Origin of the sequence: Streptomyces hygroscopicus, from assembly GCF_026168105.1 — a bacterium.
Classification (GTDB): domain Bacteria; phylum Actinomycetota; class Actinomycetes; order Streptomycetales; family Streptomycetaceae; genus Streptomyces; species Streptomyces hygroscopicus_D.
The window spans coordinates 21872-45405 of sequence record NZ_LBMW01000057.1 but is presented as its reverse complement, the minus strand read 5'-3'; the positions used below and the strand labels follow the sequence as shown (position 1 = coordinate 45405).

22 protein-coding genes are annotated in these 23534 nt (G+C 68.3%); 17 read left to right on the top strand and 5 right to left on the bottom strand.

Annotated features, from left to right (window positions below):
• Positions 1–485: 485 nt before the first annotated feature.
• Both AAW14_RS34235 and AAW14_RS34230 read right to left on the bottom strand, forming a co-directional pair.
• Positions 486–3884: an AfsR/SARP family transcriptional regulator gene (locus AAW14_RS34235; RefSeq protein ID WP_265568340.1), complete on the bottom strand. Its 3399-nt coding sequence runs from the start codon at positions 3882–3884 to the stop codon at positions 486–488.
• Positions 3885–4284: 400 nt separating this feature from the next.
• Positions 4285–5196, bottom strand: coding sequence for a glycosyltransferase family 2 protein (locus AAW14_RS34230; RefSeq protein WP_265568339.1), 912 nt, complete (start codon positions 5194–5196; stop codon positions 4285–4287).
• 623 nt (positions 5197–5819) lie between these two features.
• Here AAW14_RS34230 and AAW14_RS34225 point away from each other — a divergent pair.
• The 3 genes from AAW14_RS34225 to AAW14_RS34215 all read left to right on the top strand — a co-directional run bounded on the left by AAW14_RS34225 (position 5820) and on the right by AAW14_RS34215 (position 9071).
• Entirely contained in the window at positions 5820–6653 is an 834-nt protein-coding gene (locus AAW14_RS34225) for a TrmH family RNA methyltransferase (protein WP_416223420.1), read from the top strand.
• Between the two features lie 602 nt (positions 6654–7255).
• Entirely contained in the window at positions 7256–7837 is a 582-nt protein-coding gene (locus tag AAW14_RS34220) for a DUF4365 domain-containing protein (protein ID WP_265568337.1), read from the top strand.
• On the top strand, positions 7830–9071 hold the full coding sequence (locus tag AAW14_RS34215; RefSeq protein WP_265568336.1) for a hypothetical protein: 1242 nt from the start codon (positions 7830–7832) through the stop codon (positions 9069–9071). The genes AAW14_RS34220 and AAW14_RS34215 overlap by 8 nt, the downstream gene beginning before the upstream one ends.
• An 11-nt stretch (positions 9072–9082) precedes the next feature.
• Here the strand turns inward: AAW14_RS34215 and AAW14_RS34210 are convergent, their stop codons facing one another.
• The 3 genes from AAW14_RS34210 to AAW14_RS34200 all read right to left on the bottom strand — a co-directional run bounded on the left by AAW14_RS34210 (position 9083) and on the right by AAW14_RS34200 (position 12120).
• The gene (locus tag AAW14_RS34210) at positions 9083–10216 is read right to left on the bottom strand and encodes a YaaC family protein (protein ID WP_265568335.1); all 1134 of its coding nucleotides are present in this window, start codon (positions 10214–10216) and stop codon (positions 9083–9085) included.
• A 162-nt stretch (positions 10217–10378) separates the two neighbouring features.
• Positions 10379–11626, bottom strand: coding sequence for an XRE family transcriptional regulator (locus AAW14_RS34205; protein ID WP_265568334.1), 1248 nt, complete (start codon positions 11624–11626; stop codon positions 10379–10381).
• Positions 11627–11784: 158 nt separating this feature from the next.
• Positions 11785–12120, bottom strand: coding sequence for a winged helix-turn-helix domain-containing protein (locus tag AAW14_RS34200; protein ID WP_265568333.1), 336 nt, complete (start codon positions 12118–12120; stop codon positions 11785–11787).
• A gap of 415 nt (positions 12121–12535) precedes the next feature.
• On the opposite strand from AAW14_RS34200, the gene AAW14_RS34195 reads away from it, so the two are divergent.
• The 14 genes from AAW14_RS34195 (at position 12536) to AAW14_RS34130 (ending at position 23519) form a co-directional block, all read left to right on the top strand.
• Positions 12536–12709, top strand: coding sequence for a hypothetical protein (locus AAW14_RS34195; protein ID WP_265568332.1), 174 nt, complete (start codon positions 12536–12538; stop codon positions 12707–12709).
• A gap of 158 nt (positions 12710–12867) precedes the next feature.
• Complete coding sequence (locus AAW14_RS34190; RefSeq protein WP_265568331.1) at positions 12868–13161, top strand: hypothetical protein; 294 nt, start codon at positions 12868–12870, stop codon at positions 13159–13161.
• Positions 13158–14156, top strand: a complete 999-nt coding sequence (locus AAW14_RS34185; protein WP_265568330.1) for a DUF2637 domain-containing protein — start codon at positions 13158–13160, stop codon at positions 14154–14156. Before AAW14_RS34190 ends, AAW14_RS34185 begins: the two co-directional genes overlap by 4 nt.
• Positions 14156–14527, top strand: a complete 372-nt coding sequence (locus AAW14_RS34180) for an RRQRL motif-containing zinc-binding protein (RefSeq protein WP_265568329.1) — start codon at positions 14156–14158, stop codon at positions 14525–14527. Before AAW14_RS34185 ends, AAW14_RS34180 begins: the two co-directional genes overlap by 1 nt.
• A 91-nt stretch (positions 14528–14618) precedes the next feature.
• Positions 14619–16844, top strand: a complete 2226-nt coding sequence (locus AAW14_RS34175) for a cell division protein FtsK (RefSeq protein ID WP_265568328.1) — start codon at positions 14619–14621, stop codon at positions 16842–16844.
• Positions 16845–16985: 141 nt separating this feature from the next.
• The gene (locus AAW14_RS34170; RefSeq protein WP_037760950.1) at positions 16986–17243 is read left to right on the top strand and encodes a hypothetical protein; all 258 of its coding nucleotides are present in this window, start codon (positions 16986–16988) and stop codon (positions 17241–17243) included.
• 14 nt (positions 17244–17257) lie between these two features.
• Positions 17258–17452, top strand: coding sequence for a hypothetical protein (locus tag AAW14_RS34165; RefSeq protein ID WP_265568327.1), 195 nt, complete (start codon positions 17258–17260; stop codon positions 17450–17452).
• A gap of 14 nt (positions 17453–17466) precedes the next feature.
• Positions 17467–17943: a hypothetical protein gene (locus AAW14_RS34160; RefSeq protein ID WP_265568326.1), complete on the top strand. Its 477-nt coding sequence runs from the start codon at positions 17467–17469 to the stop codon at positions 17941–17943.
• 9 nt (positions 17944–17952) lie between these two features.
• Positions 17953–18747 (top strand): hypothetical protein, encoded by a 795-nt coding sequence (locus AAW14_RS34155; protein WP_265568325.1) that lies wholly within the window; start codon positions 17953–17955, stop codon positions 18745–18747.
• A 13-nt stretch (positions 18748–18760) separates the two neighbouring features.
• Complete coding sequence (locus tag AAW14_RS34150; protein WP_265568324.1) at positions 18761–19270, top strand: hypothetical protein; 510 nt, start codon at positions 18761–18763, stop codon at positions 19268–19270.
• Between the two features lie 160 nt (positions 19271–19430).
• The gene (locus AAW14_RS34145) at positions 19431–20318 is read left to right on the top strand and encodes a bifunctional DNA primase/polymerase (protein WP_265568323.1); all 888 of its coding nucleotides are present in this window, start codon (positions 19431–19433) and stop codon (positions 20316–20318) included.
• A 196-nt stretch (positions 20319–20514) separates the two neighbouring features.
• Complete coding sequence (locus tag AAW14_RS34140; RefSeq protein WP_265568322.1) at positions 20515–21690, top strand: DUF3631 domain-containing protein; 1176 nt, start codon at positions 20515–20517, stop codon at positions 21688–21690.
• A 177-nt stretch (positions 21691–21867) separates the two neighbouring features.
• Complete coding sequence (locus tag AAW14_RS34135; protein WP_265568321.1) at positions 21868–22068, top strand: helix-turn-helix domain-containing protein; 201 nt, start codon at positions 21868–21870, stop codon at positions 22066–22068.
• Between the two features lie 65 nt (positions 22069–22133).
• The gene (locus AAW14_RS34130) at positions 22134–23519 is read left to right on the top strand and encodes a tyrosine-type recombinase/integrase (RefSeq protein ID WP_265568342.1); all 1386 of its coding nucleotides are present in this window, start codon (positions 22134–22136) and stop codon (positions 23517–23519) included.
• The last annotated feature ends 15 nt before the right edge of the window (positions 23520–23534 follow it).

Here is a 23534-nt window from a genome sequence, read left to right as displayed (position 1 = left end):
AGGGCACTGGGCCGGGGGGAGGGCACTGGGCGGAGGCGCAGGCGTCGGGCCGGGGGGGGAGGGCACTGGGCCGGGGGGAGGGCACTGGGCGGAGGCGCAGGCGCTGGGCGCAGGCGCTGGGCGGAGGCGCTGGGCGGAGGCGCAAAGACCGAGCGAGGCAGCGCGCACCGGAAGGAGGCGCAGGCACCGAGCGAGGCCGTAAGCGCGGGGCGCAGGCGCCGGACGCCGAGACCAAGCGAGGGCGAGGCTGCCGACGGCGAGCGAGGCCGCTCGCCGGGGTGGAGGGAGCCGCCGGGCTGGAGGGGAGCCAGCGGAGCGGAGGGAACCCGTCAGGCGGAAGGAGCCCCCGGGCCGAAAGGAGACGCCGGAGCCGAGGGAGCCCGTCAGGCCGGAAGGAGCCCCCGGGCCGGAAGGAATCGTCAGGGCGGTCTGGGACGCTCCGGTGCCGCTGCGCGGAGCGGCACGGGGCCGTCCGGGACCGGCGCTCATCCTTCCGCCAGCAGTTCCCTCAGCTCCCCGGCCACCGGACTGTCCGTTCCGTCCAGCGAGGCGAGGGCGGACGTCCACTGCCGCCTGGCCTCCCCCGTGTCGCCCTCCGCCCGGTGGAGCAGACCCCGCTGGTGACGGGCCAGACCCTCGGTGTAGCGATCGCCGCGGCGGGCGGCGAGGGTCAGCAGTTCATCGCACTCGTCCGCGGCCCGCCGGGCGTCCCCCCGCCCGCGCAGGGCCCGCACCAGCCCCAGCCGGGTCTGCGACTCGCCCTGCCAGTGGCCGTGGCCGCCGAGGATGCGCAGGCTCTCCTCGAAGTGCGGTACGGCGGCTTCCGGTTCGCCGAGCGTGAGGTGGGCGAAGCCGATGTTGCAGTGCGCCGAGTGGCGGACGATGACATGGCCGATCCTCTCGCCGATCTCCAGGCTCCTGCGATGGTGGCCGATGGCGGCCCGCGGGTCGGTGTGCTCGTACAGGTTGCCCAGGTTGCTGTAGGTGATGGCTTCCTGCATCGGGTCGTTCAGCACGCGCGTGTACTCCAGGCATTGCCGCAGCGCCTCACCCGTCTCCTCGTACCGGCCGAGCACCTCCAGGAGCAACGCGCGGTTGTTGAGGCCACGGCACAGGCAGGAGACGTACCCGAGCCGCCGCCAGATCTCCAGCGCCTCGTCGAGCAGGGCGAGCGCGTCGTTGCCGCGGCCCTTCATGAAGTGCAGTCCGGCCAGATCCAGCAGCGCGTACCCCTCCGCGGGCGCGTCCGCCAGCCGGCGCGCCCCGCGCAGGGCGGCGCCGCCCAGCACCTCCAACTCGGCACCTCGGCCGCGGCGTTGCAGATGTGTGGCAATCAGGCGGACCAGCAGGGGCACATGGGCGGAGGTGTCCGCGTGGCGCTCCACGAGCGCGACCATGTTCTCCAGTTCGAGGGCGATCCAGTCGGCGGCGGCCTGCGCGGAGCCGAAGGCGGGCTCGGCAGCCACGTCCTCGATGTGCGTACGGGGTTGTGACGGGGTCTTTCGCAGCCGGTCCTCGCGCTCGGCTCCCGGCTCGACGATGGCCTCGTACGCCCGCGCGGCCACGGCGGTGTACCAGCGCAGGGCGAGGTCCGCGGCGCCGTGCCCCGCCCCCGCGGGCTCCTCGCCCGCCGCGGTCTCGCGGGCGAAGTCCCGGACGAGGTCATGCGGTGCGTACCGCCCGTACGCGGTCTCCTCCAGGAGCGCGACGTCGACGAGACGGTCCAGGGCGGCCTCCGCACGGCGTTCGTCCGTGCCGAGGAGGCGGGCGAGCAGTGGCGCCCCATAGCCGGGGAGGTCGAGCGCCCCGATACGGCCGAGGGCACGCGCCGCGTCCCGGTCCGCCTCCCGGTCCGAGGCGCGCAGCGCGTCGTGCGCGACGGCGAGCGAGCTGCGGACGCTCAGGTCGTCGTACTCCAGGTGGTGCAGCCGTCCCTCGGTGGCGGCGAGTTGACCGGCCAGCATGTCAGGGGTGAGAGCGCGGCGGGCGGCGAGCCGCGCGGCGACGACACGCAGGGCGAGCGGCAGCCGGCCGGCCAGTTCCACGAGCGGATGCCCGGCGTCGAGCCCGTCCCGGCCCGAGACCGCGCGGAGCAGGGCCGCGCTGTCCTCACCGGAGAGGGGCCCGAGCGGAACCCGGTGGGCGCCGTCGAGCGCGGCGAGCGGCGAGCGGCTGGTCACGATCACCGCGCAACCGGGACCGCCGGGCAGCAGCGGACGCACCTGGGCGGCGTGCGCGGCGTCGTCCAGCACCATCAGGGTTCGGGTGGGGGCGAGCAGCGACCGGAGCAACGCGGCCGCCGCGTCCCGCTGTTCGGGGATACGACGTGGCTCGGCGCCGAGGTCGCACAGCAGCGCGGCGAGCGCCTGCTCGGCGGTGAGCGGGGTCATGCCGGGTGTGGCGCCGTGCAGATTGACATAGAGCTGACCGTCGGGGAAGCGTTCCCGCAGCCCATGTGCCACATGCAGGGCGAGCGCGCTCTTGCCGACCCCGGCCATGCCGCTGAGCACGGCCACGGCGGGTGCGTCGTGTTCGGCGCCCAGGAATCGGAGGAGTTCCGCGCGCACCGTGTCACGGCCGGTGAAGTGGGCGGGCGGCGACGGGAGCTGGGCCGGGCGGGGTACGGCGGGCGCCACCTGGGGGGTTGGGTGCGGGGTCCCGGATTCCTGTTCGGCACCGGCCGAAGCGGGGACTGCGCCGTCGGGGTCCGTGGCAGCGGCGCCTGGCGAAGCGGGGTCCGTACCGGTGGGGTCCGTACCGGTGGGGTCCGTACCGGTGGGGTCCGTACCGGTGGGGTCCGTATCGGTGGGGTCCGTGTGGGCCGGGTTCGCGCCGACGGAGTCCGCGCCGCTCCTGCCGTCCGTACGGGCCGTGTCGCTCTCGCTGCGCTTACCGCCCCGGGGCGCGTCCTTCCGGATCCCGCCGTGCGGGCCTGCGCCGTGCCGGTCCGCGCCGTGCGGGTACGCAGCATGCGGTTCCGCGGCGCCGGTGCGGGCACCGTCGGCGTATGTGCGGTCGGCGCTCCCCTGCCGGTTGCTGTGCCCCTGCCTGTTGCTGTGCCCCTGCCGGTTGCTGTGCCCCTGCCTGTTGCCCTGCCCCTGCCCCTGCCGGTTGTCGTGCGTGGCCGGATCGTCCCTCAGGATCTCGAGATGGGCCTCACGCACTGCGGCTCCGGGCTCGACGCCGAGTTCGTCGATGAGCCGTTCGCGCAGATCGCGGTGGACCGCCAGCGCCTCGGCCGGGCGGCCGGTGCGGTGCAGGACGAGCATCAGCAGCCGGTGGAACCCCTCCCGCAGCGGGTGCTCGGCGACCAGCGCGGCCAGCTCCGGGGCGAGACCGCCGAGCCGGGTTCCGCCGAGGTGCAGCTCGGCGTCGTACCACCACTCCAGAACCAGCAGCCGCGCCTCCTCGAAGCGCTGCACCAACGCATGTCCCCCGGTCTCCGGCGGCAGACCGCTGAGCGGGGTCCCGCGCCACAGCGCGAGCGCGGCGGACGCCTCGCGGACGGTGCCCTCCCAGTCGCGGCCCGCGTACGCGGCACGGGCGGCGACGACGTGCTCCTCGAAGACCCGGACGTCCAACTCGCCCTCGTCCACACGCAGGAGATAACCAGGCGGTACGGCACGCAGCCGCTCCGGGCCGTCGTCGCCGAGGAGGCGGCGCAGCCGGGTGACGTGGTTCTGCAGGGACGCCTGCGCGGAGGCCGGAGGCGCCCCGCCCCACAGCGCGTCCTTGAGCGCGTCGACCGAGACGACACGGCCCGGCTCCAGCAGCAGCGCGGCCAGCAGGACACGCACCTTGCCGCTGCCGATCGCCCGGACCTCGCCGTCCGCGTCGTACACGACAGGCGGACCCAGCAGTCCGAAGCGCAGCCCGTACCGCATAGCCGCCCGCTGCCCTTCCGCACGGCCCGACCGCCGCGCCTCCCGTCACCGCGCGGCACGACCGCCGCGTTCCGCCGTCGACTTCGCGTCACGGGCGGCGAGTTTCCTACTGTCCGGTTCCCCACCTGTTGCGGAACCGGCCAGCTCACGGCTCAGAAGATAACCGTTGGCCACATGTTAGCGATCTGTTGGCGTGGCCTGATGTGATCCCTTCATCGGATCTGGCCCGACGGTGCGCGCGTGATTGCGTAGCTCGGGGGAGTGTCGCCGCCGTGGCCGGGTCCGGGAAGCGCAGGGCCCGGTCGGCGGAGGTGAACGACCGGGTCCTTCGTCGTTTCGGCGGGGCTTGTCGGCTGGGGGGACGGCCGTGGACATCCCTCACCGGCCCCTTGCCCACGGCCTAGATGACCGGTGGCCGGCCGAGCTTCGTGAGTCGCCACACAGTGCGCCACCGCATGGGCCGCCGCTCGCCGCCCGAGGCGCGCAGCCCCTCCACGAAGCCGCCGAACCAGGCCTTCAGCCCGCCGACCGACCGCGCCCGAAGGAGGGTGACGGCGATCCACACGCCAAGGTGGACGGGGATGAGCGCAAGCGGCAGCCGACGCCGCACGAGCCAGACACGGTTGCGCGCGGTGACCCGGTAGTAGACGGCATGCCGGGCGGGCGAGGTCTTCGGGTGCTGGAGCAGCAACTCGGGCGCATACAGGATGGTCCAGCCGGCGTCGGCCGCCCGCCATGCGAGATCCGTCTCCTCGTGCGCGAAGAAGAACTCCGCGGGCCAGTCGCCGGTCTCGGCGAGCATCGCCATCGAGAGTGCGTGCCCGCCGCCGAGGAAGCCGGTCACGGGCCCGCCGCGCATCGGGTCGGCGGACCCGGCCCGCGGCACGTGCCGCCGCTGGGTCTCACCGTGCTCGTCGGCGATACGGAACCCGACGATGCCGAGCCGGGGGTCGGCGGCGTACAGATCCCGTACGCGCCGGAACACATCCGCGTCGACGAGCAGCCCGTCGTCGTCGAGTTCGATGACCACGTCGACGTCGCCGTACTCCCGCAGCCTGGCGAGGGCCACATTGCGGCCGCCCGGGCAGCCGAGGTTCTCGTCGACCTCGATGCAGGTGACCTCCCCGGGGAGGTCGAGCCGCTCGGCGAATTCGGGCAGGGGACAGCCGTTGCCCACGACGACGATGCGCGACGGGGCGAGGTCCTGCTTGGCCACGGACATGAGCAGGGCGTCGACCTCGGCGGGGCGGGTGCCCATCGTCACCACGGCGACGGCGATACGGGGCCCCGGCTCCTGCTGCGCCTGCGACACGAAACCAACCCCATCCGGCCGACGAACTGTCCACGCGATGCTAGCCGTTCACTAAGAGGACGCTTTGTATCCGCGGGTTCTCCGTGCCCCCGATAATTTTTCGTAGCGAGCGAACGGGCTGAGCGTCGCCCTCACCGGCCAAGCCACCACGCACCTACCAACTGCACGCAACCAACCACACGCTCCCAACCCAGCCCACAGGAGCGCGCCTCCGTGTGCCCGCCGGACTCGTTTTCCGTTCCCGGAACGCTCTCACCATTCGGCCACGCCTTCCGTGAACCCCTGCATTCCCTCCTCCTGCCACTCACCCCACTTATCCCGCTCTTCCCGCTCGTCCGAAATGGGCCTCGTTAATTCCACCTCGAATACGGCATCCACGCGGACTCTCTCACTTCAAGATCGCCCGCGGACGGACCGCGGCGGCGTCCGAAGAATTCACGCTCGGCCGCGCGTCCGGCCGTAGAACCGTGCGCAACGGCCAACCGGTCCGGGCAGGACCCCGGTTGACGGGCGCAGGGAGGCGGCCCGACCGGGGTCGGGTACTCTGACCACGACCGCGCGCAGTGCACAAGAGAAAGGGGGCGGAGGATCGGAGCCGGAAGGCACCGTGATTCCCACCGCCGATGCCGTCCATCCCACGGGTTGGTTCGCCCAAGGAAATCTCCAGCCCGAGCAACCCTCATGTAAAGGAACTCGCCGCCCTCCGCCGCCGGCGGAACCGGCAGAATTCCGGAGTGACCCTCGTGGAGGGTTATGAGGAACTGGATCTCGCCCTGCGGGCCGGTGTTCGTCCCCGCGAGCTGTATTTCTGCCCCGCGCTGACCGGCGACTCGGACCCGAGGAACGTCGTGGCCCGTGCCGCCGAACGCGGCGCCGCCCTCTTCAGTCTCAGTCGGCAGGCCTTCGACAAGGCCGCGTACCGAGAGGGCCCCGACGGCTGGCTCGCCGTCGTGCCGGACATCCAGACCGAACTCTCCCGCATCGAGATCGACGACCGGGCCCTCTTCCTCGTCTGCGAGAGCGTCGAGAAGCCCGGCAACCTGGGATCGATGCTCCGCACGGCGGACGCGGCCGGAGTGACCGCGGTCATCTCGGCCAACCCCGTGACCGACTGGGGCAATCCCAATGTGATCCGGGCCAGCAAGGGCACGGTGTTCGCCGTCCCGATCGCCTCGGCCGACTCCCGGGAGGTCATGCGCTGGCTGGCCGAGCATTCGGTGAACATCGTCGCCGCGACCCCCGACACGGACGTCCTGATGGCGGACGTCGACATGTCCGGTCCCACGGCGATCCTCGTCGGCAGCGAGAAGTACGGCCTCTCGGACCAGTGGCTCGCCGGCAGCCACACCAAGGCGAAGATCCCGATGTTCGGTCAGGTGGACTCGCTCAACGTCGCGGTATCGGCCGCCCTGTTCACCTACGAGGCCGTTCGGCAGCGCATGGCGTCAGCGCGCTGAGCAACCCTTCGTCGGCGCCGGCCACGCACCACGCACCCGGCGCCACCGTCGCTCCCAGAGCCCGCACAGCTCCAGCTCTCCCAGATCCCGAAGAGCAGAAATCCCCAGGCCATAAGCTGCGAGCCCGGGGATTCGGTGGAGCCGCCTTCGGGATTCGAACCCGAGACCTACGCATTACGAGTTGTCCGATCTTGGTCCAGAGGCGTCCACGGGCGTCCGCCGTGAGGCTCGCGCGCCTGGTCAGAGGGACTGCCGGACTTCCGTGGACGCCTGCGGATCGCCCTGGAACCGGCGGGCGTTGAGACCACAGTTGAGACCACGACCTCTTCGCCCCGAACGCGATCACGCACCCTTCTGGCGTGGCAACGATGGCTGTTGGTCTGCGCGTTCACGGCATTCACCGTCCCAGCGCGTCCATGGCGATCCGTCAACGGCTGCTCTGTTTGGCCCCCCGTTTGGCCCCCAACGTAGGCATCACTGAGCGCGGCAACGTCATTGAATCGGAAGCCCCCACTCCACCTCAGTGCGCGTCGAACGTCTTCCGCTCGGTTGCCATGTTGATCTAGCCTCGTCAAGTTGGCTGAGGGGTGGGGGCACTGCCTATGGTCGAGTTAGTCGATGCCGGAGGAGCGAGCGAGCCGCGCAGGAGCAACATCGAACCTGTCGACCCGCTGACGTTCACCGGCATGATGGAGCAGCTCCAAGAGGGGTACGTCGCGAGCGTGGCGGCGACGGCCGGCTGCACGATGGAGACGGTGGACAAGGACTACTGGGGCGCCGATGTCCAGTTGATTCGCCCTCCGCGTTCAGGGCTTGAAGAAGAGTCCATGGTGTTCGCCCAGCTCAAGAGCACCACGACCACGTGTCCGGATGGCAGCAAGGATTTCTTCAGCTACCAGTTCACGAAGCGCAAGTACTTCGATCACATGGTGAAGCCGAGGAAGAACAACAAGGCCATCCTGATCGTTATGACGATGTCGCCGCGGCAAGCCGACTGGACTACGGCAAATCACGATGGGCTGCTGACTAGGCGAAGCTGCTACTGGGCATACCTGGAGGGAGTGCAGGCTCCGTCGCATGTCCAGAAGCCCACGGTGCGTATCCCAACGAAGAACCTTTTAGATGCCAAATCGTTAAATTTGATTCTTGACAGGATTGATCGGGGTGAGTCGCTGCATGAATAACGTCACGATCCCCGCTCACGTCGATCCTGACCGTCTAGGAGTGCTGCTGACAGAAGCTGGCTGGCAACAGGTGGGCGGACGTCGGGGACTCTACAAACGTTTCCTTCCGCCAGGGGGAAGCTCATCGGGTCTCGGGAAGTCGAGCCTCGTCATTCCCCTAGATAACTCCGCCCCCGAGTTCTCGGAACTGTTGCACGCGGCCTTGTTGCAGATCTCGCAAGATCGCGAGCTGTGGGCGCGCTCAATCTACCCACGCCTCGCCGTCGAAGCTTCCGACGAATTTCGGTTTCGTAAGGAATCTTCGGCGCCGAGCGGGCTCATTGAATGGCGAAGCGGGGAGGCACTAATTGAGTCGGCGAGGAAAACGCTGATCGCGGGCGCCAAGTCCTATGTCAGTCCGGGGCGTCACTTCGTGAATCGTAATGGCCGATTTGCTGGAAGGTACCTGGACCAAGTACTGATGGGGCAGACGGCTCCGGGTAGCTATATCGTGACGGCTTACGCTCCGCCAAACGGCTACGTGTCGCTCCGATCCGGTAGCGAAGGCAGTGCAGCAATTATTCCAGAAGTCGGTGCAGCGTCCGTCCGTGCAGTAAATCAAGCAGTGGTTAAGGCCCTCGAAGCCACCGTTGAAGCGTTAGAGCACTACCACACCAGTAGCTCTCTATCTGGTTTTGAGGACGGCGTGAGTCGCGGAGTCTCCTATGAGATGACCAACGCGGTTCTGGGTATGGCCAGCCATGCAGACGCTGCTGATATCTCGATCGAGTGGGACTCCAGCGCTCCAGCTCCTTCTTCGTTGTCTTCACATTTCGAATTCACCAGTGATGACGTGGAGCCGTTAAGTAGGGCTGCCGTCAAACTCGCCGAGGATCAGGGCACCCAGGTCGTTACTATGGTCGGTAGGGTCCACTTGCTGACCAAGAAGAATGTAGGTAGCCCTGGCGTTTTCGGGATCGAATCTCTTCTTCCTGGCTCCCCGCATAAAGTGCGCGTCCGACTCAGGGATGAAGAGGACTATCATGAAGCCATTCGTGCTCACGAGGAAGAGCTTGCACTTCAGGTTAGCGGAACTCTCGAAAAAGAAGGCAATCTGAGCTGGCTTTACCACGCCACAGTGATTCAGACTATGGGGTCCATTGCGGACTATGGGGCCCGGCCGACGCCTAAAGGCATAGACCTGTCAGACGGGCAACTGGATCTATTTGAGCGTGGTGGCAATACCCCCAACTGAGCTGAGCAGCTTTAGTTGCGGAACGCCCCAGCGGCGAAGAAGAACTGATCTTCCCCCTCCAGCCCAGCTAGCGTGTCTATAAGCATAGGGAGTGCGCATTCCCTAGCGATGGCGTCAAACATATACGCTTGTTCTGGTGAAATCTGCAAGTCGAAGACTGACGGCTTGTACCTGACCAGTGAAGATGCGTAATAGGTAATCGCGTACCGGGCGAGAGATGCTGGCATGGACAGCATTTTGCTCTTGTAGAGGCTAGGGCAGATGAAAGCGTCCATGTGCTCCGAAGTGCGCATTCCGAGAATCTCGCGGATCTTGTACGTGAGCCCGAAAGTGCCGTCAATGTCAAGGTTCCCTGAAGCTGATTTCGGACATGTGGCGATTGATTCAAACAACGTCACTTTGTTGAGCCTTCGTCTACTCATGGCGAAGTGGTCGCGCCAGTTTGGGGGGACCTCAACCTCTCGAAAGTGCTTGAGCAGAAACTTCTCTGTTCGGCCGGTTCCGGTGACGGTACCGTCCATCAGTAGTACAGTCCAACTCTTGTCCGCGTCCATAGCGATCATGTGATGAACAGACGCGACTTGACATTCCCCCAGTTTGGCATCGGAGATCTGTGTGGCGATTTCTGGGATCTGGGCAAGAAGTCGCTTAACCGAAATTCTAGTTCCAATGGCGATCTTGTGCCCGGTGCGCGCTTCATAGAGCCAGGGAAACACTCCATCCTTCACCGTTAGGACGTCGCCTGCTACTGACTTCGCGCGACTTGGGCTAAAGCTAAGTCCATGTCCAACGAACTTGCCAGTGATGTTGCCCGGAATGGTACTCAGTAGCTCTGCCTTGGCGAAGTTCAGCATCGCGTAATAATAGAGAAGGCATGCCGATCTGTTTGGTACAGTGATCGCCGCCTCAAAGTTGCTCAGGGCTTGACGGAGGAAGTTCCGGTACTCCTTCCAGAGTGCGTTCTTTTTGTTTAGTGGCCCGGGAAACCTTGATCTCCCTACCGTCTTGATTTCAGCGTGGCGTCGCAAGTTTTCCAGCAGCAATGGAAAACTTGCAGACTCCGACCAGAAATGACATCCCTTGCTCGGGTCGTAGGGAGGAAGAAGCAGCCAGTTAGTGTATGGCCGAGCGCTGGGCAGGGGCATGCGGGGGCCTCCTTGCTCGTGGGAGACTTACAAGAGGTTCTGAGAATACTTCCGCACCGCGTGTTGAGTTGGTGCTTTCGTCAATTTGCACGGGCCCCAGGAGCGTGGGCGTGCTCCGATGCGTTCCCCCCGTAAGGCGCCGGTACCGTGGGCTACGTCTTGTTACTGCGGCAGGAATCCGGGCTTCTCCTGGCCAAGGGTGTGCAGGCGGGCGAGATAGTCCTGTGCCGCTGGTTCCGACGCGTACCGGCGCTTCATCTCGGCAGCCAATTCACGGCTGGTCATGATGAGCGACGGCACCGACTGACGGTCGCCTTCAAGGGCACGGGCCCCCATCGTGAGTGCCAGCTCCAAATCACCCTCACGTGCCGCCGTGACGCCGAGTGTGACGCGCGCCTCCGCGTTACGCATCGGCGAACGTTCGGTGCCGTCGAAGTCCGTTCCCGCCCTCAGTACCTCTTCGGCGAGCGTGCGCGCAAGCTTGTCTTCGCCGACCAGGCGGTAGCAGTCCATCGCGTAGAAGTCGAACTTGGCTGGGTCCACCACGAAGTGGTTGTCCAGGTTCTCGGGGTACGGCATCCCTTCGAGCAACCGCCGCCCCTTGTCCAAGGCCACCTCGACTTGCCGGCGGTCCCCGATCCGCGCCCACGCCTTGGCCTCCTGGGCTGCGAGCTGCACGGCCACGCCGTGGTGCTGCGCCGTCTCGGCTCCGGCCCGCGCCGCTGCGATGACACCTCGATAGTCGCCGGTCGTGAGAGCGAACCACGCCCGCATCTCGTGCGCCCACCCGGCGACCTCCGCATGGTCAGCCTCGGTCGCGAGCGAGAGCGCGGCCTGTCGCGTCGACTCGGCCGCGTGGCGGGCGCCCGTGTCGTACTCGACACAGCCAACCAGTAGCGCAAGCCAGCCGGAAAGGGCGAGAACCTCGCGGTGCTGCGCGAGCGTGAGGCTCTTCGTGTGAAGCTCGACGACACGGCGAAGCCACTGCCGCCCCTCGATGAGGAGCTGTTCGCTCGGCATGAACGGGTACTCCGAGGCGAGCCGATCCGCCGTGATCCGTAGGGCATCAAGCGTGGCGTTGTCGACGTCGGACCGGTTGAGACGGCTCACGATCTCCAGCGTCTCCATACCGGACGCTGCCAGGATCTCCCTGTCTCCGTCCCGCCGTGAGGGCGCCGGGAAGAGCGCGTGTGTCACGGTGCCGAAGAGGGCAGCGATGATCGGTTGGTAGAAGTCGTTCGGCATCTGGCCTGACTCCCAGCGCTTCCACTGGCGAATCATGCTGTCTTCCGCGGGCAACTCCGTGGGAGCGTGCGCCCGCAGCGCCCTTACCGCGTCACGCTGCGACCAGTCACGGGCCGCTCGTTCGGCAGCGATGCGCCGCGCCCATGCGGGCCTGTCGTCGGTCATGTGCCCTCCTCTGAGTGCCTACTCCGAGTCTCACCCGCATGCCAGGGGGACAGGGAAGGGGACAGGGGGGTGTCACTGGACATGTCCCTACCTCCGCTTCGCCGTCCCCTGGCTGTCACTTACCTCACAACTCCCGTTCCTTGCATGCTGGTTGCCGATCACGCACCACCCGGGGCGGAGCGTCCTTCGAGCGCTGCGACCCGTTCAACCAACGCCTGAATCTGGGAGCGGATTTCCTTGATGTCGTCGCGTACGTCGCCGGTGGGGGCCGACCCGTCTCCGACGAAGTTACCGAGGTTCCCGGCCGAGACGATGAGCCCTTCGGCTCGGAGTGCGGCCAATCCGTTTTGGATGGTCTGGCTCGCGAATCCGAAGCGGTCCATCAGCTCTCGCTGCGACGGGAGCTTGTCCCCCGGCTTCATTTTCTTGATGTCGTCGCGTAGCGCGTCCGCGACCTGCACCGCTTTCGGCTTCGGCCCTCCTGTGACAGTCATGCTCTGAGCTTACCCACCACAGCGAACTAGAGCGCATCACTGCACAAGGGTTGTGAACCACAGCAGACTAGTGCAAGCTAGTCAGCAAGCGGTCGCTCCGAACCTTGGGGTGACAGGCGCTTGAGCTGCACGAATGGCTCGGGATTGCCCGTATGGCTGCCGCTTGCGGCAGTCGGAAGGCGGCATCTGCCGCGCGCCGCGGGCCCCGCACCGATCGCACCTTGAGAACTCAATAGTGGACCGAGGATCTACCGCCTGTCCTCAGCGACAAGAAGGCGGCCCGCGCGGAGCACGACCCGCGCACCCTTCGACCTCTCCGCGGCGCTGCGGCGCTGCGGCCGGTTGCCTCCTCCGCTCGTCTCGTACGAGCGGGGCTAAGGGGAGCCGGAACCCCCTTCACTTCCCAGGAGAAGCCATGCGTCGGATCACCAACCGTCGTCACCCGAACGTCGACCAGGTCGGCACGGAGATCCAGTACAAGGGCGAGCCGCACCGGATCACGGATGTCGGCGGTAGTTACTTCGCACTTGTCCGCCTCCGTGACGGATACGCCGAGAACGTCAAGATCCGCGAAGTCAACGGCCGCTAGCACCACCGCCCCGGCATCCCGCCGCGAGGGCACCGGATCGAATCCGGCCCAGGGCACTTCCCCGCCGCAGTCCGCGGCAGGGGCTTCCGGAACAGTCGCCGTCTCACCACACGCCTGCGGCTGCTCCGGCTTCCAGTCCCTCCGACTCAGGAGCTCCCATGCGCACGTACATCGGCGGCCATCAGGCCGTCTCCGTCAACGACTTCATCGAACTGGCCCTTGGAACCCCGCCTGAGCTGTGGCTTGAGGAGGAGGGCGAGACCGAGGAAGAGCGCGCGGCCCGGTTGGACGCCGCGCGCGACATCCTCGCCGACAACCCGGAGCTCCCGGACGACGTGGCCCGCATCGCTGCCGAGGTGATCGAGGCGCACGCCCCAGAGCTGTTCAACGTGGTACCGCTGGCCCGCCCGGTTGGGCGCCGTCGGCCCTCCCGGAAGGGAGCGGCGGCATGACCACCGCCGAGACGACACAGACCGCCGTACGTCCGGCGGTGCCGCCGCTGACGAATCCGGAGATGGGCCTTGCCGGAATCGGCGCCGCTGCCGCGGCCGGAGTCGGCGCACTCGGCCTGATCTCCTCGTTCGACGCCGTGTCGACCGCCGCGGCCCGCTGGGGCTTCGGCGAGCCATGGATGCTGCCGGTCGGGATCGACGTGGCCATTCCCGTGTTCACCGTGGCCAACCTGCTGTTGATCCGCATGGATATGGCGCTCGCATGGGTGCGGTTCGTGCCCTGGGCGCTCACTCTGATCACGTGCGGGCTGAACATCGCGGCCGGACACTCCCTGTCGGCCAAGGTGGCGCACGGCACGATGCCGCTGCTCTGGGTGGTGTTCTCCGAGATCGGCGCGCACATCTACGCCGTGCGGATCGGCGCCGCCACCGGTCGCCGCATGGAGAAGATCCGGTTCTCTCGCTGGCTGCTCGCCTTCCCCTCCACCTTCGCGCTGTGGCGTCGCATGACGTTGTGGGAGGTCACCTCCTACTCCGAAGCGCTGACACGGGAGAAGGAACGGCAGTTGACCCGCGCCGACCTTCGCGAGCGCTACGGCCGCAAGTGGCGCTCGCAGACCCCGCGGCGCGAGCGCGTGATGCTGCGCATGGGCGAACTCGCCCCCGCCACCGAGGAGACGCCCGCGCTACCCCCGGTGGAGAATCCGCCGGCACCCCCGGCTGAGCCCAAGCCGCGTCCGCGTCGGCGCGCCACCGCCACGGCCAAGGGCAAAGCTCAGCGCACCTTCGAGGACGCGCTGACCGAGGCGCGCACGGCGACCGCGGAGTGGACTGAGGCTGAGCTGACCGCGGACCGCCTCCGCACCACGCTGCACGTGTCGCAGGCCAACGCCCGCAAGCTGCGCGACACCCTGAAGGGTGAGCGTGCCGACGGCCGCCCGTTGCACCCCGTGGACACCCCGGAGAGCGACGGCACGACGGCTGAGGCTGCCTGATGTACGCCAAGTGCTTCGACCCGACTGGTGCGAGGCACGGACTGCCCACCTACCCGTGGCGCTGCGCCCCCGACGGACTCGCCACCAAACGGCAGTTACGGGCCCGTGGCTTACGGCCCGGTGCGCAGTCCATCGCTGCGCAGATCATGCGCCCGCGCTACCGGCGCGGCCCGCTGGTCGCCTACCTCTACCGCGTCGACCGCGCCAAGCCCGTCCGGCCGATGACGCCGGGCAAGTGGGCCGCACTCGCCAAGGCGAACCGCGCCCGCCGCACCTGTCCCGCCTGCCGACAGGACGCCGGATACGTCATCCCCACCTCCCTCGGTATGTGCGTGCCCTGCGCCTACCCCGAGGAACAGCGCGCCGCCTAACACCTCGCACCACGATCCGGCGGGGCCCGTCCGCTCACCTCCTACAGCGACGGACCGGCCCCGCCTTTCCTCCCACTGGAAGGGACCCTCAGTGAAGCACCCCGACGACGACAACGAACTCTTCGACCGACTCGAAGCAGAGATGAACGCCGACTCCGGCGGCGAAGTAGTCGACCTCGACAAGGCTCGGTCAGCCCGTACCGAGTCGGCCGACCCGACTATCCGACCCGACACCGACCCGTCGGCCGACTCCGACACCGCACAGTCGGCTGCCGAGTCGGACGACCCGACCGCCCGCGTCATGGTCGACCGGCCGACCGCCAAGGCGACTGTTCCGGGCTACCTCGGTCGGCTCGCCGCCGCGCAGCGCCGCCCGGTCGTCCCGCCGTGGCTGAAGTCCGTGGCAGAACTGAAGACGGCCACGGCGTGGGTGGCCCGCCACTACGCCCACTCGCTCGGCTACCACGCGCTGCGTTCCCCCATCTACGCCGCCCGGCTCACCCTGCAAGCCCCGTCCGGGGCCGCGAAGTTCGTGGGCGGCACGATGCGGTGGATGGCCGACCGCGAGGGGGAACCGGTCCGGCTCGCCGCGGTCCGACGCGAGGATGCAGCCGAGTACCTGAAGCTGTCACGGCAGCGCGACGGTCGGGTCCGACTGCGCACCCTCGTGATGGTGCTCGCCATGTTCATCGGGCTGGGCGCGGCGCTCGCCATCTACGTGCTTGCCCCCGACTGGCTTCAGGCCCTGTCGGTCGGTGCAGTCGTCATGGCGCTCGGCTACGCCGGACGCAAGGCGGATGACCCGGTCATCCACCGCGCGGTGGAACTGCCCACCGCGGTCAAGCTCACCTCGGACATCGTGCTGCGGGCGCTCGGCTCGCTCGGCATCCCCGCCATCAACCAGGCGCAGGCCAAGGGGCGGGACGGGTTCGAGTTCACCGCCCCGATCACCCGCGACGGCCCCGGCTGGCGCGCGCAGGGCAACCTCCCCTACGGCGTCACGGTCACCGACATTATCGAGCGGCGTGACCGGCTCGCGTCCGGCCTGCGCCGCCCGCTCGGCTGCGTGTGGCCGGAGGCGGTCCCGAACGAGCACACCGGGCACCTCGTGCTGTGGGTCGGCGACCAGGACATGAACCGGGCCAAGCAGCCCGCATGGCCGCTGGCCAAGGGCGGGCTGGTCGACCTGTTCAAGTCGGTCGACTTCTCCACTGATCAGCGGGGGCGCTGGGTGGGCCTGACGTTCATGTACATCGCTGCGATCATCGGCGCGATCCCGCGCATGGGCAAGACGTTCCTGTTGCGCCTGTTCGCGCTGATCGCAGCGTTGGACCCGCGGGCTGAGCTGCACACCTACGACCTCAAGGGCACGGGCGACCTTGACCCGGTCGGCGAGCACGTCTCCTACCGGCATCGCGCTGGTGAGGAGGACGAGGACATCGAGTACGCCATCGCGGACATGCGCGAGGTGCGCGGCGAACTGCGGCGCCGGGCGAAGGTGATCCGCTCGCTGCCGCGGGACATCTGCCCCGAGTCCAAGGTGACCAGCGAACTCGCCTCCAAGCCGAGTCTGGGACTGCACCCCATCGTCATCTGCGTAGACGAGTGCCAGGTGTGGTTCGAGCACGACAAGTACGGCAAGGAGTTCGAGGAGATCTGCACCGACCTGGTCAAGCGCGGACCGGCCACCGGGATCGTGCTCATGCTGGCCACCCAGCGCCCCGACGCGAAGTCGCTGCCCACGGGCATCTCCGCGAACGCGGGCGTGCGGCTGTGCATGAAGGTCATGGACCACACCGCCAATGACATGGTGCTGGGCACCTCCGCCCACAAGCGGGGCGTGCGCGCCACCATGTTCGCCTGGGCCGACAAGGGCATCGCCTACTTCGTCGGCGACGGCTCGGACGCCCGGATCATCCGCAGCGTCTACGTGGACGCACCTGCCGCCGAGCGGATTGCGCTGCGGGCCCGCAAGGCACGTGAGGAAGCCGGGACCTTGTCCGGCCACGCGCTCGGGGAGGCTCCCGAGCCGGTCGCGAGCGGCTACGACCTGCTCGCCGACATCCTCGCCGTCATCCCCGCTGATGAGCCCAAGGTGTGGTCCGAAACCGTCGTCGCTCGGCTCGCCGAACTGCGGCCGGACGTCTACGACGGATGGGACCCCGAGGGACTGGCCGCCGCCCTGAAGCCGCACGGCGTTTCCACCATCCAGGTGGGCCGCCGCATCAAGGGCAAGGTCGTCAACCGGCGCGGCATCGACCGCTCTCACATCATCGCCGCGATTGCTGAGCGTGACGGAAAGCGGGACGCGGGCTGAGGCTCCGGGGCCGCTAGCGCTAGCGGCACACCCCGCTAACGTTAGCGGCCCCGCTAGCGCCCCAAACCCACTCCGACCAGGCTGCTAGCGGATAGCGGCCCACCTGCGGAAACCCCTGAAACCCGCCTGGAAGGGCCCGTCATGACCCCTGTCCTACTCGCTATCACCCTCATTCTCGGCGTAACTCTGTGTTACGTCGCCGTGTGCGCTGCCTCGCCGTTCGGCAACTGCCGCAAGTGCAACGGCTGGGGCTTCGCCATGAAGACGGACCGCAAGGGCCGCATGAAGCGCGGCAAGGACTGCCGCCGCTGCAAGGCCACCGGCAAGCGCATACGCGTCGGCCGCTGGCTCTACAACCGCTGGGCGCGCATCTACCGCGCCGGTACCGACACCCCCTGACCGGAAGGCTCCCGATGATCCTGAACCTCTCCGCCGTGCTGCTGTTCGGCGCCGCATCCGCCCTCGCCGTTCGCACCAGGTCCGCGGGGGGCGGCGCCGCCCTGGTGCTGTTCCTGTTCGGGTTCTTCACCGCCGGGACCGGCGCGTACGAGCCCATCCACAACCTCGTGCAGGCGTCCGCCGACGCCCTCTCCGCCCTCGGCCACTGACGGGAGACCCTGTGATGAACGAACACGCCCCCGCGCTGCGGGCGGACGGGCCGTCCGCCCCCGCGTACGACCCGGCATCGCTGGAGCTGTACGCGCCCGCCCCGGCGGCCGTCGAACTGGCCGCCGAACGCGGCCCCGTGGTGTGGGTGCCGGACGCCTACGGCCGCATGGTCCCCATGCCCAAGCACCTCGCCCCGCCGCCCATGCCGATGTCGGAGCCGCGCGACCTGACTCCCCTGCCCCTCCTGGACCCGATCGCTCAGCGCTTCATCGGCGCCGGGATCGGCGGGGGTGCTCTGTCGGCCGGAATCGGCTACGGCGTCGGCGAGCTCGTCAACGCGGTTGCTGGGTTCAGTTCTGGCGCCGCCATGTGGATCGCGCTCGCCGTTCTCGCCTGGCGGACCCCCGTCCGCGCCATCACCAACGGCCGGAGCGGGAGCACGGTCCACATCCGCAAGGCCGTCATCAAGCGCAACCACTTCCACGGCTGAGGGGGAGCGTTGCGCTTCTACCTGACCACCCACAAACGCCACTGGGTCCGGCTGACCAAGGTGCCGCTGTTCCTGAAGTCCGAGCACTTCGTGAACGCGGTCAAGCTGGACCCGGCGCGCGGTCCGTACGCGGTGGACTCCGGCGGCTTCTCGGAGCTCCAGCGCCACGGCCGATGGACGCGCACCCCGCGCCAGTACATCGATGACCTACGCCGCATCTGGGATTGCGTCGGCCCCTACGACTGGGCCGCGCCGCAGGACTGGATGTGCGAAGACCTCATCATCCACGGCGGCAAGGCAGGGCCGAACGTCTTCGTCGGCACTCACCTCAGCGTGCCGGAACACATACGCCGCACCGTCGCCAACTTCCTCGAACTGCGCTCCCTGGCCCCCGAGATGCGCATAGCCCCTGTCCTTCAGGGGCGGACGGTCGCGGACTACGAATGGTGCGCGGAACTGTACGAGCGAGCCGGGGTCGACCTGACCCGCGAACCCACGGTCGGGCTCGGCTCGGTCTGCCGCCTCCAGTCCACCCGCGAAGGCGCCGCGATCGTCACCGCGATGGCCGCACGGGGGCTGAAGCTGCATGGCTTCGGCTTCAAGATTCTCGGCCTGGAACGGGTCGGCCACCTGCTCGCATCGGCCGATTCCGCCGCATGGAGCTATCACGCCCGCCGCAGGCCACCGCTGCCCGGTCACACGCACAAGAACTGTGCCAACTGCATCGACTACGCGCTGAGCTGGCGGACCCGCGTCCTGGCCAGCCTGCCGCCTTGGCAACAGCCCTTCCTCGACGCAGCCTGACGAAAGGAAACCCGTGTTCGAGATCCGCGTAATCTGCGACCCGGCCGACACCGACCGCGTCACCACCGCCCTCAGCGGCGCGTTCGCCACCGGCACCGTACGCACCTACCCCTCCCGCGACAGCGGGCGTCGGCGCCTGTACGTCACGGCCGACCACCGCCCCGAGCCGGGACCGTGGCCAACGCCGGACGAGGCGTACGCCCTCGCCCCGAGCATCGTCCGAGAGATCGGATGGACCGCTCAGACAGCCGCCGACAAGCCGTTCGGCAACGTCTTGGGTCGGGAGTACTGGCTCCGCAAGGCGGCACTGTTGGACCGCATCGCGCTGCGCGACGAAGGGGACGGGGTCCTCAGCGACGCGCCCGAGGTGGCCCCGGAAGCGGCCTGTCGGCTCATCGCGTTCGACCTGGACGGCGAGGGCGACTACCACGGCGCGCCGTACTGGCCGGAGCATCCGGCGACGGCCGCCGACCCGCGCTGCTACGTCCGTCAGGAATACGCCTACTGGGCCAAGAACCACTAGCTACGCCCGAGGCGGGCGCCGTCTCACCACAAGCCTGCGCCCGCCCCGGTTCTCCAGTCCCTCCAAGAGAGCAGGAGACATCCAGCATGACCCAACGAGCGTCATTCGGCGAGGGCCGTCCGGCCAACGCCACCCCATCGAGCGTGACGGGGGTGACGGCATGAACCGTCACCTCCTGTACGCCGCCCTCGACGCCGCGGAGCGCGGATGGGCCGTCCTCCCGCTTCGCCCTGGCGACAAGCGTCCGGCCCTGCACGGCGAGGACGTCTGCCCCGGAATCGGCGACTGCGCGGGCGGTCACCGCAAGTGGGAAGAGCGCGCCACCATCGACCCTGGCCGCATCCGCCGCGCATGGGGCGACCTGCCATTCAACGTTGGCATCGCGACCGGTCCGTCCGGGCTGGTCGTCGTCGACCTCGACATGCCCAAGCGGAAGAGCAGTACGGACACGCCTAACGGCGTGACGACCTTCACGGCGCTCTGCGAGCGCGCCGGACAGACCGTGCCCACCACCCGCACGGTGCGGACCGCGAGCGGCGGCGTCCACCTGTACTTCACCGCCCCGCCCGGCGTCCGGCTCGGCAACACCGCCGGACGTCTCGGCAAGCGCATCGACACCCGCGCATGGGGCGGCTACGTCGTCGCCCCCGGCAGCATCACCCCCACGGGCGCCTACGCCGTCGTCAGCGACGTGCCGCCCGCGCCTCTGCCGGATTGGCTGTGCGCCCGTTTGACGGGCCGCCAGGCTTCGCGGGCACTAATTGCGCCGTCGTCCGTGCGGGCGTCCAGCTACGCCGCAGCGGGTCTGAACGCGGAAACGGCGTCTGTGCGGCAGGCGCCGGAGGGTGAGCGCAACGCCACGCTGCTCCGGGCAGCGCGAGCCCTGGGGCGGTTCATCGCGTGGGGCGACCTTCCCCGGGAGCAGGTTGAGGAGGCTCTTCAGTGGGCGGGGGAGCAGGCCGGTCTGTCGCCGCGGTCGTGTGAGGCGACCATTCGCAGCGGTCTGAACTGGTCGATTGCCCGCAATCAGCAGCGGAGGGCGGCATGAGCGCCCGGCACCGTCCCCCACTGAAGAGCCTCCCCGGCACCCCAACCGGCCCGCGCGCCGCCGCACAAGGCGCGCTCGGTCCGGCCGTGGGCGAGCCAACAGGCGCCGCCCGCAAGGGCGTCCCTTCTGCTCTTCGCCCTGACCTGCACCGCGACGCATGCCCGCTCCTCACCAACCAGGAAGGGAGGCAGGCGGCATGAGCGCCAATCCGCCGGCACCCGCCATGGACGGCTCCGCACTGCTCGATGAGGTGGAGTCCTACCACCGACGCTTCAACATCTTCCCCCTCGATGCCGCGTACGTCGCCGTGACCCTGTGGGACGCGCACGCGCATTTGCTCGACTGCTTCGACTCCACACCGCGGCTCGCCTTCCTGTCGCCGGAGCCGGGCTCAGGTAAGTCCCGCGCGCTGGAGATCGTGGAAACGCTCGTGCCGCAACCGATGGTCGCAGTCAACGCCTCCGCCTCCGCGCTCTTCCGCGCGGTGTCCGGGATGGAGGGACGGCCGACGATCCTCTTCGACGAGATTGACACCGTCTTCGGGCCCAAGGCCGGAGAGAACGAACAGCTCCGAGGGTTCCTGAACGCCGGTCACCGCCGCTCCGGGGTCATGTGGCGCTGCGTGGGCGACGGCTCCAACCAGCAGGTACAGGAGTTCCCCTCGTTCTGCGGCGTCGCGGTCGCCGGGCTCGGCTCGCTGCCGGACACGATCCTGACCCGCTCGGTCATCGTCCGCATGCGGCGCCGCGCTCCGAACGAGCATGTGGAGCCGTTCCGGCAGCGCATCCACGAGAAGGAGGGCCACGCGCTGCGCGACCGGCTCGCCACCTGGGCACAGTCCGTCCGGCATCTGGTCGACGGGGTGTTCCCGGAGCTCCCGGAGGGCATCAGCGACCGGCCCGCGGACGTGTGGGAGCCCCTGCTCGCCGTGGCCGATGCGGCGGGCGGCGCGTGGCCGGAGCGGGCGCGCGTCGCCTGCATCGAGCTGGTGAACGCGGCGAAGACCAGCGACAAGGGCAGCATCGGTATCCGACTGTTGACGGACCTGCGCGACTACGTCTTCAACGGCATCGACCGCCTGCCCACCGTTGCCATCCTCGATCGGCTGCACAGCCTCGAAGAGGCGCCGTGGGCGGACATGAGCGGCAAGCCGCTCGATGCCCGCGGGCTGTCGCGGATGCTGCGGGAGTACATGACCGCCGACAACACACCCATCGCGGCCCGCAACATCAAGGCAGGCGGAAGCGTCATGAAGGGCTACTACGCGAGCGATCTGCACGACGCGTGGCAGCGCTACTGCCCACCCCCCGCGGAAAGTGCGCTACTTCCGCTACCTCCGCTACCGGGCAGTTCAGACGCGGTTTCCGGGTAGCGGCAAGCCGCTCCGCATCCGCTACCGCAACACCCCACCGCTACCCCGCTACCACTGCCCCCATCCGCTACCTCGATCACGCCCCTGACCAGGACGGTAGCGGAGGTAGCGGAAGTAGCGGACCTGACAGGAAGGGGGGCCACCGCCCCCGGAACCCTGCCGAGGAGGCACCGCTGCATGACCACCGCGCTCCCGCCCACCGATCAACTGCTCTACACCCCCAAGGAAGCCGCGGAAGTCCTGCGCTTCGGACGTTCCACGGTCTACGAGCTCATGGCCGCTGGAGCTCTGAAGTACATAAAGCGCGGCCGCTCCCGCCGCATCAAGCGAAGCGACCTGGAGGCGTACGTAGACAGCCTCGAACCGATGCCCAACTGACCCACGCACACCCGAGGCGGCCCCGGACCCAACCATCCGGGGCCGCCTCCCGCATGGAGGAGCACATGAGCCCCCGCAATCCGAATATGGAGTCGTCCGTCTACGAGGGCAGTGACGGCTGGTGGCACGGCCGCGTGACCATGGGCATCAAAGATGACGGCAGCCCAGACCGGCGCCACCGCAGGGCAAAGACGGAGGCTGGAGTACGTCGCAAAGTCCGCGAGTTGGAAGACCTCCGCGATCGTGGCCGCGCCCCCAAGGCTGGTCGCAAGCCGACCGTAGAACAGTGGATGGCTACGTACCTCACCGACATCGCGAGCCTGAAGCTCAAGCCGCGTTCCCTGGATGACTACTGGTCGAAGACCCGGAACGACATCATCCCCGGCATCGGTAAGCACCGGATCGACAAGCTCGCGCCGGAGCACTTGGAGCGGATGTACCGCAAGATGCTCGACGAGGGACACGCACCGTCCCACGTACTCAAAGTCCACCGCATCCTGTCGCGTGCATTGAAAATCGCCCACCGCCGTCGACTCGTCGTCGAGAACGTGGCCACCCTCGTGGACCCGCCGACCGTCGACGAGACCGAGGCGAATCCGTTTACGACCGAAGAGGCCAAGGCGTTCTTGAAAGCCGCCGCCAAGCGCCCCACCTTCATGCGGTGGTGCGTGGGTGTCGGTATGGGCTTCCGGCAGGGTGAGACCCTGGGACTCCGCTGGCCCTACGTGGACCTCGACAACGAGCTGTTCCACCCCCAATGGCAGCTCCAGCGCCTCACATGGCGCCACGGCTGTCAGGACCCTCATGCCTGCGGCGAGCGCCTCCACCGTTTCGAACCGTGCGCGCCGGACTGCAAGACGCACAAGAGCTACAAACGCGGGTGCCCCAAGCCGTGCCCGAAGGGGTGCACGAAGCACGCGAGTGCCTGCCCGGAGCGCAAGGGCGGGGGCCTGGTCTTCACCCGCCCGAAGACCAAGAAGAGCCGGAACGCGGTGCCTATCCCGCCGCCGTTCATCCCCTACCTGCGGGAGCACAAGGCGCAGCAGGAGGCATTACGCGAGAGGGCAGGAGACTCCTGGCAGGAACACAAGCTGGTCTTTACGCGACCGGACGGCCGTCCCCTCGACCCCCGCCAAGACTGGGAGGAGTTCAAGGAGTTGCTGGCGGAAGCCGGGATCGATGATCGGCGCCTGTACGACGGGAGCCGTCACACGGCTGGCACGATCCTGAACGAACTCGGGGTGGACATGCCGACCATCATGGAGATCCTCCGGCACACCCAGATCAGCCAGACCCGGCGATACGTGAAGGGCAGATCTCACCTCTCGAAGGACGCGATGCGCCGCATGGGGGACGCGTTCATGCCCCGCCAGGAACCCGCAACTGAGACCAGAACTGAGACCGGGGACAGCCGCCCGGCACGTGCCCGCCGCCGTCGCCGCATCCGCTGAACGCAAAAACCCCAG